Below are 14864 nucleotides of genomic sequence, written 5' to 3' on the forward strand. Positions count from 1 at the left end.
GGTATTTTGTCATAAGGTGGAGGGTTTTATGAGAGTGGACATGTATCATACGAAAGTATTGAAGGCGCTCGAATCAGAAGATTACATTTCAGTACGAAGAAGAGTGCTACGTCAATTAGTAGAATCGTTAATTTATGAGGGGATTATTACACCGGTTCGCATAGAAAAAGAAGAACAACTTCTTTTTCTAATACAAGGACTTGATGAAGAAGGCAAAAGTGTCACGTACAAATGCTATGGCAGGAAACGGATGACATTTGGACGTATTTCGTTAGACTCATTAATAGTAAGAGTTCAAGATGAACAGCAAGAAATACAATCTGTCTCGCAATTTCTAGAAGAAGTTTTTCGGGTTACTAGTGTAGAACAAGCTAAATTAGATTCTTTTATACACGAATTAGAACAAACAATATTTAAAGACACGATTGCACAATATGAAAGAAATAATAAGAGAGAATATACTCAAAAATCTTACGATGAGTTTGAAAGCCATTTAATAGACGGCCATCCATATCATCCTAGTTATAAAGCACGTGTTGGATTTCAATATCGTGACAATTTTCAATATGGTTATGAATTTATGCAGCCAATAAAACTCATATGGATTGCAGCGCATAAGAATTATGCGACTGTAGGTTATGAGAATGAAGTGATGTATAACAACCTTTTAAAAGAGGAGATTGGCGATCGTAAATTAGAAGAGTTTATGGAACGAATTCGTAATAAGGGATGTAATCCAAAACAGTACGTGTTTATACCTGTTCACCCATGGCAGTGGGTGAATTTCATCATTTCAAATTATGCGGATCATATACAGGGGAAATTTATTATTTATTTAGGAACATCTGAGGACGATTATTGCGCGCAACAGTCAATGAGAACATTAAGAAATATTACGAGTCCAAAGAAACCGTACGTTAAATTATCGATGAATTTACTCAACACTTCAACACTTCGTACGCTGAAACCATACTCTGTTGTGAGTGCACCAGCAATATCAAATTGGTTAAATGATGTTGTAAGTAATGACGCCTATTTAATGGATGAAGCACGTTTAATCTTGTTAAATGAGTTTTCCAGTGTAACGTATGACACGAATAAAAAAGCTATATATGGTTCATTAGGATGTATTTGGCGCGAAAGCATTCATAAGTATTTAGATGCACAAGAAGATGCAATTCCTTTTAATGGTTTATACGCTAAAGAGAAAAATGGTACACCAATTATTGATGCGTGGTTGAATAAATATGGAATGAAGGATTGGCTACAATTACTTATTCAAAAAGCGATAATACCAGTTATACATCTTGTTGTAGAGCATGGCATCGCACTGGAATCACATGGACAAAATATGATTCTAGTCCATAAAGAAGGGGTGCCTGTTCGTATTGCGTTAAAGGATTTTCATGAAGGGCTTGAGTTTTATCGTCCATATTTGAAAACGGTTGACAAATGTCCCGACTTTACTAAAATGCATAAAACATATGCGAATGGAAAAATGAATGATTTCTTTGAAATGGATCGCATTGAATGTTTGCAAGAGATGGTGTTAGATGCACTATTCCTGTTTAATTTAGGAGAATTAGCATTCGTACTTGCGGATGAATATGGATTGAAAGAAGAACATTTTTGGATGATGGTTGTTGAAGAAATTGAAAATCATTTAAGAATATATCCACATTTGAAAGGTAGATTTGAAAATATTCAATTATATGCACCTACATTCTATGCTGAACAATTAACGAAACGTCGATTATATATGGATCTGGAATCGCTTGTTCATGAAGTTCCAAATCCATTGTATAGAGTAAGACAACTTATGAAACAAAAATCAGCTGTTACAGGGGGAAATTATGCTAATCGTTAATAAACAAGAGTATAGCAAAAGTGATTTTGAATCGAGATTACAAGTTTATGAGGAAATGGAACAATTTAAAGAAGCAGAAGGAAATAGATTTGCACTTTGTCTGAAAGATCCATTCGATATTATTACGATTGTGTTTTTCTTAAAAGAAAAGAAATCATCAGTATTACTTATACATGAAGATACACCAAAAGAAACAGCTATTGAAATGGCAAAGCGTGCAAATTGTGTAGGAATTTTATATGGAGAATATGGCGATTTTACAAAATTAGAAGTAGGGAACTTTTTACTAGAAGAGCCTTCTTTATTGCAATATAGTTCTGGAACTACAGGGGAACCGAAACTAATTCGTAGAGCATGGACGGAAGTTGATACGGAAATTACCGCTTATAATGAAGCTTTAAACTGTGAAGTAGATGAAGTGCCAATCGTTATGGCTCCTGTTTCACATTCATACGGACTAATATGTGGTACTTTATCAGCAATTAAGAGGGGGAGCCAGCCTGTAATCATTACGAATAAAAATCCTAAATTCGCATTAAATATAGTTCGCAATACAGAGAAACATATTATATATGCAGTACCACTTATGTTACACATTATGGGGAGTTTTCCATTAGGAACGTTCCAGTTTCATAAAATTATGACATCAGGATCGCCCTTGCCAGAAGCACTATTTTATAAACTAAAAGAAATGACAACATATATGATGCAGCAATACGGTTGTTCTGAAGCAGGTTGTATTAGTATATGTCATGATATGAAGAGCCATTTAGATTTAGGAAACCCTCTACCTCATGCGAGTATAAGCATAGGTTCAGATGAAAATGCACCGGAAGAAATCGTCGTGAAAATGAATGATAAGGAAATCTTCACGAAAGATTTAGGGTATAAATCTGAGCGTGGCATTCATTTTATGGGGCGTATGGACGATGTAATTAATGTTTCGGGATTAAAAGTCTTTCCTATAGAGGTAGAAGAAACGATGCTTCGATTGGAAGGTGTTCAAGAGGCAATTGTATATCGAGGGAAACATCCTGTCATGGGCGAAATAGTTAAAGCGAAAGTGATCTCTCATGTTGATCCAGTACAAATAAGAGAATGGTGTATTCAGCACTTACCTTCTTATAAAGTTCCCCATGAAATTGAAAGTGTAAATGAAATTCCTAAAAATAAAACTGGAAAAGTAAGTAGAAAGTTACTAGAGATGGGAGAGGTTACAACATGAGACGGGAAGCGTTAAAGAATGCCGTGTTAAAAATTATGATAGAAAAAATGGAACTGAAAAATGTAAAGCATTTAGAAGAAACGATGCGCTTAAATCAAGATTTATATATAGATTCGGTAATGATGTTACAGCTTATTGTATACATAGAAATGGATATAAAGCTATGCGTTCCAGAGGATGAGGTAGATCCAAAGGCATTTCTTACTGTAGGATCTTTGCTTGATTTTATGGAGGAGTTACAAGAAGTAAATGTGAATAACTAACCTTTAGGAAAGTGGATGAGAGTATGACTTCAATAAAAGTGCACTGTTTAGTGAGTTGTTTTTGTGAAATTATAAAAAGGCGTAGCGACATTGATTTTCGTCCATTTTATTTTGGACTATGGGATGGAGATTTTGATATAACAGAAGGCGGAATTATTTCATATCACTCTGAAAACATTAACCATGATCATTATTTACTTTGGTTTGAAAAATTGTACGGTATTAAAGTAAACGAATGGTATGATCATGCAAAAGATAAAGATAGCAATGTAGAAACGTTTTTAGAATTAGTAGAAAACAAGCCGGAAAATCGTTATGTCATTGTAATGGTTGATATGTCTCTATTACCAGAGAGGGAAAATAAATTTCATCAAAAACCGTTTCCACATTATTTAATGATATCAAAAACAGTGAAAGAAGAAGAGTGGTTCATGCTAGATCCTGATTTTCGTTGGGAAGGAAATATGGAAAGAGAAAAAGTACTTCACTCTATTCAAGATAACCCATTTGGTGGAGGTTATTTCATTGATATAGAAGGAATTGGGGAGCCAACGCAAGAAACAGTAGCTAGTTATTTCACAGAAACATTCAAAAAGAACGACAATGAACTGACTATGGAACTGAAAAATTTAATTGTAAAAATGGCAAATGAGGAAGAAGGATATGCGCTTTCTGGTCTTGTAGCAGCAGTAAAACAAATACCAGTACTTGCAATTCGTAAATATAGTTATGAGCATGCCTTTGCATACTTCCGTGAAACGTTGCAATATTCGGAGCAAGAATTTGATTATTGGTGTGATCGGGTAGAGGATATTGTACAAGGATTTACAAATGTACAGTATCGTGCAATTAAAATGGCAATGACGAATAATAAAGGTATGCTAGTATCGATTATTGAAAAACTGGATGAAATGAATGCAATTGAACTGCAAATTAAGAAGGAATTAGAGAGACAGTTTCTATCATGGAAAGGTATGAAAACAAATCAGTCTGTCGCAACTTTTTAATAAGCTAACTGAATTTAAGATAGGGGAGTTTAATGCTATGAAATATTCGCTATGTACCATTTCATTTCGTCATCAATTAATTTCATTTACTGATATTGTTCAATTTGCATATGAAAACGGTTTTGAAGGAATTGAATTGTGGGGGACTCATGCACAAAATTTGTATATACAAGAACGCGAAACGACAGAACGAGAATTGACTTTTCTAAAGGATAAAAACTTAGAAATTACGATGATAAGTGATTACTTAGATATATCATTATCAGCAGATTTTGAAAAAACGATAGAGAAAAGTGAACAACTTGTAGTACTAGCTAATTGGTTTAATACGAATAAAATTCGCACGTTTGCTGGGCAAAAAGGGAGCAAGGACTTCTCGGAACAAGAGAGAAAAGAGTATGTAAAGCGAATACGTAAGATTTGTGATGTGTTTGCTCAGCACAATATGTATGTGCTGTTAGAAACACATCCCAATACACTAACAGACACATTGCCTTCTACTATAGAACTATTAGAAGAAGTAAATCATCCGAATTTAAAAATAAATCTTGATTTTCTTCATATATGGGAGTCTGGCGCAGATCCAATAGACAGTTTCCATCGATTAAAGCCGTGGACACTACATTACCATTTTAAGAATATATCTTCAGCGGATTATTTGCATGTGTTTGAACCTAATAATGTATATGCTGCAGCAGGAAGTCGTATTGGTATGGTTCCGTTATTTGAAGGTATTGTAAATTATGATGAGATTATTCAGGAAGTGAGAGGTACAGATCTTTTTGCTTCCTTAGAATGGTTTGGACATAATGCAAAAGAGATATTAAAAGAAGAAATGAAAGTATTAATAAATAGAAAATTAGAAGTAGTAACTTCGTAATGTGAAATGATGTGAGAGTCTCGTTTTAGAGGCTCTTTTTTTTATGGTAAAAAATAACCAAAAATTTCCATGTATTTTAATTTGAATTTAACACAATTTATATATAAATAAGGAGGTGATTGGTAATGGCTAGAAATCGTAATTCTAATCAATTAGCATCACATGGAGCACAAGCAGCTTTAGATCAAATGAAATATGAAATTGCACAAGAGTTTGGTGTACAACTTGGCGCTGATACTTCTTCACGTGCAAACGGTTCTGTAGGCGGTGAAATTACAAAACGCCTTGTAGCGATGGCAGAACAACAACTTGGTGGCGGATATACTCGCTAATTGTAGAAGGTTATAGGAGAAAGGAAGGATTCTTCCTTTCTTTTTTTTTCAATTAATTGGTATGGATATATTGTGAACTGGATTCAAAGAATAGGAATAATACTATAATTTCCCCAATTTCTTTTGTTGTGAATGGGAAGTAGTAAAGATGTAATAGCCCTGGTGGAATGAAAAGTTACGTTCCAGCGGGGCTATTATATGGTAAGAAATATATGATGAAAGGTTTCGAAGCCAACATGTTAAAAAAAGAAAACTGTTGTTTAATTGCGCTTGCATCAGTTCCACTTGTTATGACATTAGGGAATTCAATGCTCATCCCAATTCTGCCGACTATTGAAAAGAAATTACATATTTCATCGTTTCAAGTATCCATGATTATTACAATTTACTCTATCGTAGCCATTCTACTTATACCGATTGCTGGTTATTTATCAGATAGATGGGGACGAAAGATGGTAATGGTTCCGAGTTTGCTGATTGCAGCTATAGGAGGAGCGATAACTGGTTGGGTATCTTGGAAAGTTGATAATCCCTACAATTGGATATTGATTGGTAGAGCGATTCAAGGTATTGGTGCTGCTGGTGCAATGCCAGTTGTTATACCGTGTGTTGGTGATTTATACAAAGACGAAAAACAAGTTAGTACAGGTTTAGGAATCATAGAAACATCCAATACATTTGGGAAAGTGCTGAGCCCTATTTTAGGGTCTGCTCTTGCTGCCGTTGTATGGTTCTTACCATTTTGGGCGATTCCAATTTTATGCGTAGTATCAATTGTTTTATTACTTGTTCTAGTAAAGGCAAAGAAACAAGAAGGAGAAGTACCACCACTTAAAGAGTTTATAAAATCTATTCTGTCTACGTTTCGAGAAAAAGGAAGATGGTTAATTGCCATTTTTGCATTAGGTGCAATTATTATGCTTATTTTATTCGGAATTCTCTTTTATTTGTCGACTATACTGGAATCAAAGTATGACATTCATGGTATATGGAAAGGGTGTGTGCTTGCTATCCCGTTACTTGTACTGTCACTTAGTTCATATATGGCCGGTAAAAAAATTGGAGATAATCAAAATGTTATGAAGAAGTGTATCTATATTGGCTTTTTAATGGCAGCTGCATCAGTCATCATTCCTTTATTTATAAAAGGGATTTATTTACTACTTCTTTGTCTCGTTATTATGGGGATAGGGATTGGTATGGCACTCCCATGTTTAGATGCCCTCATTACACAAGGAATTGAAAAGGAGCAAAGGGGAACAGTTACGTCATTTTACAGTTCAATGCGATTTATCGGTGTAGCAGCTGGACCACCTTTATATTCTTTTTTCATGAAAGGGGCGGACCATGAAGTGTTTTATTTGACTAGTATTTTCGCTGCCATTGGTGCTGTCATAGCAATCATTTGGATTAAACCAGCAAAGGATGCAAAGGCGGTAAAACAGAAACCGGAACCTACTTCATAATTTGTAAGAGAATTGCATGATGTTTTGAGTAACATGCAATTCTCTTTCGTTCATTAAGAATAAATAACTTGTTTTAACATATAAAGTGCGACACCCCATATGATGAGACCAGAAAATTTATTTAATAATAAAATTGTCTTTCCGGTTGAGTCTAGTCTTTTTAGAAATTTCCCCGCTAAAGCTAAGCTTATAAACCAAATCCAAGAAACGATAATAGTTGCAAGTGTGAAAGCCCACTTTTCACTTCCTATGTATTGAATAGAATTTGTTCCAATTACACCGATTGTGTCTAAAATAGCATGTGGATTTAATAACGAAACTGATGCTGCGAAAAGGATTTGCTTTTTTAAGGGCATACTTTTTTCTTGTGTTACATCGTTGGAAGGGCTACTTCTCCAAATAACAAAGCCCATGTATAGGAGAAAGAAAAATCCAATTATATATAATGAGTTAGTTAGCCAAGAAAAAGTAAGGAGTACAAGGGAGACACCTTGCACTGCAATCAATATGAGTAACGTATCACATATAGAGGCAGTTAATACTACAGGGGCTGTCCTCCAAATGTTTGGTTGGCTCGCACCTTGGTTAAAGACAAAAACATTTTGTACACCTAATGGAATGATAAGTCCAAATGCAAGAATGATACCATGAATAATTACTTCACTCATCATATTACCTCCTATTTTAATTCATTATGATAGTGTATATTGTATAGAAGAAATGAAAATTTGTATCCATCCATATGGTTGGGGAGGTTACCAACCAAAAAGAATATAAGGTGATATGATGGAAAGATTCGTTTGGAAACCGGATATGTCTCTAGCGACGCCGCTGTATAAACAAATAGAAACGTATATAAAAGAAAGGATCGTTAATGGAGAATGGACCGTTGGAACGAAATTACCTTCACAAAGAGATTTGGCCCATACATTTGGTGTGAATCGAAGCACAATTGTAATGGCTTTCGATGAACTAGTTGCGAAGGGATATATTGAAGGGAATGGCAGGAAAGGAACAATTGTTGTAAATAATAATGAGAATGTTTCAACTTACGCACCCCCGCCTAATTGGCAGTCTTATGTAGAAACAGGACTTCATTATCCGAATCTCCCAGCTATTCAAGAGATTAATCAAGCTGAATTTTACCCACATGTAATTCGGTTAGGAACAGGTGAGCTCGCGCCGAGTCTCTTACCTGAGAAAAAGATGAAAGAAATTATGAATAACCTTTTAAAGTCAAATGTGACGCTTGGGTATGAAGAGCCGAAAGGAAATCTTTATTTAAGGGAAAAGATTTCCGAATACTTAAAGGAGCATGGCGTATATGTATCTCCTGACTCTATATTAATTGTTTCAGGAGCAATTCAAGCGCTGCAACTTATTTCTATGGGGCTTCTTTCGAAAGGGGCATCAATCTTATTAGAGAAACCATCCTATTTATATTCGCTTAATGTTTTTCAATCAGCAGGAGTACGTTTAATTGGAATCCCAATGGATGAAAGCGGGTTACATACATCATATATTAAGAAATATAAGAAGCAATTTAATGCCTCTATTTTATATACAATCCCGTCTTTTCATAATCCAACGAACTTTAGTATGAATGCGAAGAAACGAATAGAAGTGATGGAAATATGTAATGAAATTGGATTACCTATTATAGAGGACGCAGTGTATCAAGACTTATGGTTTGATGCACCTAGTTCGAAACCTTTAAAAGCCTATGATAAAAATGGAATCGTACTACATATTGGAAGCATGTCCAAAGTAATTAGTCCAGGTTTAAGAATTGGATGGATTGTTGGACCCGAGCCAGTAATTCAAAGATTGTCAGACATAAAGATGCAAACAGATTATGGTTCAAGCACTATATCCCAGCAAATTGCAGCAGAGTGGTTTACAAATGGTCTATATGATGAGCATTTGCGATTTGTAAGAAGTGAATTGAAAAAACGAAGAGATTTTATGTTACTAATGTTAGATAAATATCTTCGTGAAATAGCAACTTGGCATGAACCAACAGGCGGGTTTTATATATGGGTACATATAAAAGTACCCATTTCATATCGCAGTTTATTTGATAAAGCTCTGCAAGAAAAGGTTTTATTAAACCCAGGTACTTTATATGATAGAAGTGCAAATCAATTTTTGCGCCTATCGTATTCATACGCAACGTTAGAAGAAATTGAAATAGGTATAAAAAAACTTGCACAACTAATGAAAAAGTAAGAGGAGAAAGTAATGAAACAATATGTAATTTGCCAAATGATCAATGGAGAAAAATATTTAGCTGCTTATGCGGAGACGAAGCAAGAGGCGATTGAAAAAGCAGAACTGTTAGGATTAAGAACGGGAAATCGTTACATAGTTATAACTGCAGAAGAAGCCGAAGGCTTAACGTATCCTTAAACAATGTATGAGATTATATAGGAAGTAAATAAGTCTAGTAATATAAGAATTTACTAGGCTTATTTACTATTAAGTTGTTAAACGTTCTCGTATTTATACGCAAAGTAATAATATTATGAGTCAAGTTGACGAAAAAATCGATTTGTCTTTCGGTCTTGATTTCCTTTTCTATACTCATCAATATATTGCCTAAAGTTCCAAGCTTGTAAAAATTTATTAGCAGAGTTATAACCAGAATTGTAAAGCCAGTCTTTTTCTTCCTTCGTCAGTTCAAAATTAGTACTTGTAATCGTTCCTGTTGGAATTGTAATTGTTCTTGCTTTTGATTCCCTATCTAAATGACGTAAATCATGAGCTTGCATCATTGTTTTAAATAGTCCTTTGAACATAGAAATAGGCTCGTTATAGTGAGCAGGGTCAGCTTGAATCTCATCTTTTACAAAATGAAATCCGAAAGTCGGCCAGCGAGGAGCGGTAGGTGAATCGAAGATCCAAATTGGATAATTACTTAGAATTCCTCCGTCAACCATATAACAAGGCTGCTTCCATTTTGGAGTTCTCCATTTTACGGGTTCAAAGAAGAAGGGGATTGTACTACTCATTCTTACCGCTTTAGCGATAGAGAAGCGATAATTTAAAAATCCATAGTTTGGTAAGTCGTCAGGAAAGACAACCATTTTACCATTACTAATATCAGAAGCGATGATTTTGAGTTTGTTTAGATCCGGTAAATCAGTAAATAAATAAACACCTTTTTTTCGAAGTAATTCTTCAATCCATTCTTCTATAAATACATTAGAGTATATACCTAGAGTAGTCCATGCACTTAGTCCTTTTCCGATAAAGGGGATTTTGTCAATAAAGGTTTTCTTCGTAAATTTGTTATAATCGATATCAGTTATAATGGTTTTTAGCTCTGAACAAGAATATCCTGCAGCTAAAAGTGCCGCGATAATTGCACCAGCTGATGTTCCAGCTACACGTTCCCATTCATAACCTTTTTCGGCTAACGCGCAAATTGCCCCAACATGCGCAATACCGCGCACACCGCCTCCTTCAAAAACACCATCAATCTTCATTAAACATACTTCCTTTCAAATAAAAGATTTGGAAATGGCAAAAAAGCACGTATTGTACGTGCTTTTTTACAATGGTTTTTAAGTTTACTAGCAGCCTACAAAGCCGCCCCAACAGCTAGCTCCGATGATGATTAGAAGGATGAATAAAACGATTAATAAAGCGAAACCTCCGTAACCACAACCACCACAGCTACCGCCGTAACCGTAACCGCCGCAACTATATCCGTAACCCATGTGGAATTCCTCCTTATATTAAAAATAAAAATGAACGAGGGGAAAATGTACTGGAAGAACTAAAGAACTATCGTGTTTGTAGGAACAATGTATAGTATGCTTTTTTAAACTTGTTCGCGTACGAAGGATAAGCCCGTTTTTTGGAGGCTTGTTGATTTTGTAAAGAATGAAGTATAATCTTTGTACTATGATATAAATAAGTATGTAAATGTAAGGAGAATTTATGAATAAAAAAATTGAAGTATTAATTGATAAATATGAACTAACACACTTGAAAGAGGAACTTATTAATACTGTATTTCCTTGTATAAAAGTTGTGCCAAAGCAGCAGGAAACTGTTGCGATAGGTAGTTCGAAAATGGGAGGAGTTCCTGATTTACCAGCTTTATTTGAATATCCAAAGCATAAAGGAAATCCACTACAATTTATCGCGCAATTTAACTTAAGTGATTTACAAAACGTTGGTATGGATCACAATCTTCCTAAGGCGGGGATGCTGTATTTCTTTTGCATTGAAAATTATTTTGAAGAAAATGTGAAGCTAACAGAGGCTGGGGGTGTACTTTATTATGATGTTCCTGTAGAGCAATTACGAAGAGGAAATGAAGTACAAGCGAAATATAACCAGTGTGCAATTACTTTTGAACTGACATACAAATTACCAGAACTTTTCATTGAAGATGAGACTGATTCAGATCGTTTCTTGCAATTACTTGAAGAGCTAATTCCGGATAACTACGATAACCATCAAATGTTTGGTGAGCCATTCTCTGTACAAGAAGAAGTGTTATATGAGACGGGAGAATATATGGGAGTAGACCCGCAGCAAATGACTCTTTTATTCCAAATTGATTCAGATCATAAAAATTGTAATATGGTTTGGGGAGAACTAGGGATGCTATATTTCTGTATTAGTAATGAAGATTTGAAAAATCAACGTTTTGAAAATACATGCTGCGTATTACAAACATGCTAATGAAAAAAGGTTGTTCTTTTAAAAAGAACAACCTTTTTATGTGAATTAGTTAATATGCATAATCTCATATGACCTATACGAAAAAGTATTGTATACTCTGAAACTATACGATACTTTTTCGTATAGTTATAGAATATAAGGAGTGACAAGATGGGAAAGACAAGTAAGTATGTGACAGCTGCCGCACTTTGTTCAACTATAGTAATGGGAGGCTTACAAGCGTCATCTGTATCTTATGCAGCTACAAATCCGACTACAGTGACAGCACAATCAGATGTAAAGTTATTAGATGATTTCAGAAAAGAATTAAAAAAACAGATTGATAATCGAGAAGAAAATATTACAATCACATATAAAACAAAAGATAGAAATGCTAGAAATATTATGGATCAATTGTATGGTGAGTTTAATAAAATTGTAGATGCTGATGAGTATGTAAAATATAATGTAGCGTCTACTAGATATTCCATTAAAGGAATGCCAGGGGACTATACGTTTACACTGCAAGTAAAATACCGTGAATCAAAAGAACAAACTCAATATGTAAAAGCTCAGGCGAAATCAATTGTTGGATCAATTGTAAAACCAGGGATGGATGAGCATGAGAAAGTAAAAGCTATTCACGATTACGTTGTTAAGCATGTGTCTTATGATACGTCTTATCAAGCGTATACAGCATATGAAGCATTAGCGAATCGTTCTGCCGTTTGCCAAGGATATACATTATTAACGTATGAGTTGTTAAAAGAGGCAGGTATTCAAAATCATATTGTAACAGGCACAGGAAATGGACAAGCTCACGCGTGGAATTTAGTGAACATTGAAAACAAATGGTATCACCTAGATACTACATTTGATGATCCAGTACCAGATAAAGCAGGGCGTGTAACTTACTCATATTTTAATATGTCTGACGAACAGTTAAGTAAAGATCATGAATGGGATCGTAGCAAATATCCAGCGGCAACTACAAGTTATTTTGGTGAATTAACAAATAAAATAAAAGCTGGTAGCTCAAAAACTGTCGTATATGAGCAGATGTTAAAAGAAACAAATTTACAATACTTATCTGCAGAATACGGAGCAGAAAATTATAATGAATTTAAGAAAAAGTTGCAGCAACAGTTTGCAGCCAAGCCAGAAAAAGTAGAAGTGCGATATAAGCAGTCCATGGATGGAACGATGCAAGATATAAAGAAAGTATTAAATGAAATAAATTGGCCAAAAGGTGCAAAGCGTGTGTCTTATCAAGTAGCGCCTTACAGTGCATTGGCGGGTTATTCATTAGCGACAATTACATTTACGTATTAAGCAATGGGAAAAAGCATCTGTAAAAGGTGCTTTTTTTATTAATTGATTGCTTTTGAATATTAAGAATTGTGTGATAGAATAAATGGATAAGGATGTGAATGCTGAATGAACTTGTTCGAAAGTAATATTTTTACATTGATATATACTTGTTTAGTAATCGGACTTATCGTTTTGTTTTTCATATCATTTACTTTGTTTATTAGAAGAGTATTACAAAGCAGTGCTGCAAAGAAACACCACGTGATTGATATGAACCAGAAGCTAGATCGAATCATTGAATTGCTTGAAAAAGATAAGAAATAGCGATAGAAGAGGTATGAAAAGGGGAAAGAGAATGGCCAATTATATAAAAGAATTACGTGAAAAAGTAGGACATGATTATGTTTTCTTAAACTTTGCCGGTGGTTGTGTATTTAATAAAGAAGGAGAAGTATTACTGCAAAAAAGAGGAGACTTTAACGCTTGGGGATTTCCAGGTGGTGCAATGGAGATAGGAGAATCAGCTGCGGAAACTGCAATCCGAGAAATAAAAGAAGAAACCGGGTATGATGTAGAAATAAATGAGCTTATTGGAGTGTATACAAAATATTTTCAATCATATCCAAATGGAGACAAGGCCCAGTCAATTGTGATGTTCTTTTCATTCTCAATAGTTGGAGGTGACAAAAAAGTAGATGGTGATGAAACGTTGGATTTGAAGTTTTTCCCGTTAGACGACATGCCACCGTTATTTTGTAAACAACATGAAGATTGCCTGCAAGATTTATTGGAGAAAAGAGTAGGGGTATATCGTTAACATATAAAAAAGAAGCTAAATGAAGATTAGCTTCTTTTTTATGTTTAATTTATTTCCACCAATCATCAAACATTGACGCTGGTACTTGTCTTTTATGCTCACTCACTGTGTAACGTTTTTCAATTTTCTCTGCAACGTCAGCTGGAACTGCTTTACCTTCTAAATAATCATCTAATTGATCATAAGTAATACCTAACTCTGTTTCATCAGCTTGACCTGGTTTTTCATCTAATAAATCAGCTGTTGGCATTTTTAAGTACAGTCGCTCGTCTGCGCCTAACTCTTGTAATAATGCACGTCCTTGGCGCTTCGTTAATCCCGTTAATGGTAATAAATCTGCACCACCATCTCCGAATTTTGTAAAGAACCCTGTTACAGCTTCTGCAGCGTGATCTGTTCCGATAACAAGTAGCCCTTTTTGTCCACCAATTGCATATTGAGTAACCATACGGATACGTGCTTTCACGTTACCTTTATTGAAATCTGTTAATGATTCACCCAATAAGTTTTCATATTGATTTGAAAAAGCATCAACAGTTGAAGCAATATCAAATGCAACAGATTGATCTGCTTGAATGAATTGTAATGCTAATTGTGCATCATCTTCATCTTTTTGTACTTTATAAGGAAGACGCACGGCGATAAACGTTGCATTACCACCTTCGTTACGAATTTCTTCAACTGCAAGTTGTGCTAAGCGTCCTGCTAATGTAGAGTCTTGTCCGCCGCTAATACCAAGTACAAATCCTTTTGCACCTGTTTTTTTTACATAATCCTTTAAGAAATCAACTCGTTTACGAATTTCAACTTTTGGATCAATTACAGGCTGAACATGTAATGCTTTCATAATCTGTTCTTGTAATGTCATTATGTTTCCTCCTATTCATATTAAAGCGGTAATTAAGTTTATATGTATAATGGTACATACTTCTATCCTTTATTATTTCGCAAAATTAACGAATATACAATAGGATGTGTGTATGAATATGAATGTAGTCATTATAAATAAAGTACTACGT

At 34.7% G+C, this 14864-nt stretch carries 17 protein-coding genes; 13 read left to right on the forward strand and 4 right to left on the reverse strand.

What is annotated here, in order from left to right; translation table 11 throughout:
* Positions 1-28: 28 nt before the first annotated feature.
* The 7 genes from ES895_RS07415 to bcbE all read left to right on the forward strand — a co-directional run bounded on the left by ES895_RS07415 (position 29) and on the right by bcbE (position 7040).
* Positions 29-1867, forward strand: a complete 1839-nt coding sequence (locus ES895_RS07415; RefSeq protein WP_135238256.1) for an IucA/IucC family protein — start codon at positions 29-31, stop codon at positions 1865-1867.
* Complete coding sequence (locus ES895_RS07420; protein WP_000909579.1) at positions 1854-3092, forward strand: AMP-binding protein; 1239 nt, start codon at positions 1854-1856, stop codon at positions 3090-3092. Before ES895_RS07415 ends, ES895_RS07420 begins: the two co-directional genes overlap by 14 nt.
* Positions 3089-3355: a petrobactin biosynthesis protein AsbD gene (gene asbD, locus ES895_RS07425; RefSeq protein WP_097855733.1), complete on the forward strand. Its 267-nt coding sequence runs from the start codon at positions 3089-3091 to the stop codon at positions 3353-3355. Before ES895_RS07420 ends, asbD begins: the two co-directional genes overlap by 4 nt.
* A gap of 23 nt (positions 3356-3378) precedes the next feature.
* Complete coding sequence (locus tag ES895_RS07430; RefSeq protein WP_000200707.1) at positions 3379-4362, forward strand: DUF6005 family protein; 984 nt, start codon at positions 3379-3381, stop codon at positions 4360-4362.
* 37 nt (positions 4363-4399) lie between these two features.
* A complete protein-coding gene (locus tag ES895_RS07435; protein ID WP_000877670.1) occupies positions 4400-5242 on the forward strand; it encodes a sugar phosphate isomerase/epimerase family protein in 843 nt (280 codons plus the stop codon).
* A 125-nt stretch (positions 5243-5367) separates the two neighbouring features.
* A complete protein-coding gene (locus tag ES895_RS07440) occupies positions 5368-5574 on the forward strand; it encodes an alpha/beta-type small acid-soluble spore protein (RefSeq protein WP_000113545.1) in 207 nt (68 codons plus the stop codon).
* 236 nt (positions 5575-5810) lie between these two features.
* A complete protein-coding gene (bcbE, locus tag ES895_RS07445) occupies positions 5811-7040 on the forward strand; it encodes a bacillibactin exporter BcbE (protein ID WP_033667350.1) in 1230 nt (409 codons plus the stop codon).
* A gap of 53 nt (positions 7041-7093) precedes the next feature.
* Here the strand turns inward: bcbE and ES895_RS07450 are convergent, their stop codons facing one another.
* Complete coding sequence (locus ES895_RS07450) at positions 7094-7708, reverse strand: LysE/ArgO family amino acid transporter (RefSeq protein WP_135238257.1); 615 nt, start codon at positions 7706-7708, stop codon at positions 7094-7096.
* Positions 7709-7826: 118 nt separating this feature from the next.
* Here ES895_RS07450 and ES895_RS07455 point away from each other — a divergent pair, with 118 nt between their 5' ends.
* Together ES895_RS07455 and ES895_RS07460 are read left to right on the forward strand one after the other, a co-directional pair.
* Positions 7827-9269 (forward strand): aminotransferase-like domain-containing protein, encoded by a 1443-nt coding sequence (locus ES895_RS07455; RefSeq protein ID WP_000439399.1) that lies wholly within the window; start codon positions 7827-7829, stop codon positions 9267-9269.
* A 12-nt stretch (positions 9270-9281) separates the two neighbouring features.
* Positions 9282-9449, forward strand: coding sequence for a DUF3933 family protein (locus ES895_RS07460; protein ID WP_000816389.1), 168 nt, complete (start codon positions 9282-9284; stop codon positions 9447-9449).
* A 113-nt stretch (positions 9450-9562) separates the two neighbouring features.
* Here ES895_RS07460 and ES895_RS07465 read toward each other — a convergent pair whose 3' ends face one another.
* Together ES895_RS07465 and ES895_RS07470 are read right to left on the reverse strand one after the other, a co-directional pair.
* Positions 9563-10528: a patatin-like phospholipase family protein gene (locus ES895_RS07465; protein WP_135238258.1), complete on the reverse strand. Its 966-nt coding sequence runs from the start codon at positions 10526-10528 to the stop codon at positions 9563-9565.
* Between the two features lie 87 nt (positions 10529-10615).
* Entirely contained in the window at positions 10616-10762 is a 147-nt protein-coding gene (locus ES895_RS07470) for a YjcZ family sporulation protein (RefSeq protein WP_000540425.1), read from the reverse strand.
* A 223-nt stretch (positions 10763-10985) separates the two neighbouring features.
* On the opposite strand from ES895_RS07470, the gene ES895_RS07475 reads away from it, so the two are divergent.
* From ES895_RS07475 to ES895_RS07490, 4 genes are all read left to right on the forward strand, one after another.
* Complete coding sequence (locus tag ES895_RS07475; protein WP_098218353.1) at positions 10986-11738, forward strand: YwqG family protein; 753 nt, start codon at positions 10986-10988, stop codon at positions 11736-11738.
* Positions 11739-11888: 150 nt separating this feature from the next.
* Positions 11889-13049 carry a transglutaminase domain-containing protein gene (locus ES895_RS07480; RefSeq protein ID WP_070757527.1) on the forward strand — a complete coding sequence of 387 codons (1161 nt, stop codon included), beginning with the start codon at positions 11889-11891 and terminating at the stop codon, positions 13047-13049.
* Between the two features lie 105 nt (positions 13050-13154).
* Entirely contained in the window at positions 13155-13352 is a 198-nt protein-coding gene (locus tag ES895_RS07485) for a DUF4083 domain-containing protein (protein ID WP_001048101.1), read from the forward strand.
* Between the two features lie 31 nt (positions 13353-13383).
* Positions 13384-13845, forward strand: coding sequence for an NUDIX hydrolase (locus ES895_RS07490; RefSeq protein ID WP_000024999.1), 462 nt, complete (start codon positions 13384-13386; stop codon positions 13843-13845).
* Between the two features lie 49 nt (positions 13846-13894).
* Here the strand turns inward: ES895_RS07490 and nadE are convergent, their stop codons facing one another.
* Entirely contained in the window at positions 13895-14713 is an 819-nt protein-coding gene (gene nadE, locus ES895_RS07495; RefSeq protein ID WP_000174901.1) for an ammonia-dependent NAD(+) synthetase, read from the reverse strand.
* Between the last annotated feature and the right edge of the window lie 151 nt (positions 14714-14864).

The sequence above is a fragment of the Bacillus sp. 007/AIA-02/001 genome (assembly GCF_004634455.1).
In the GTDB taxonomy this organism is placed as follows: Bacteria; Bacillota; Bacilli; order Bacillales; family Bacillaceae_G; genus Bacillus_A; species Bacillus_A cereus.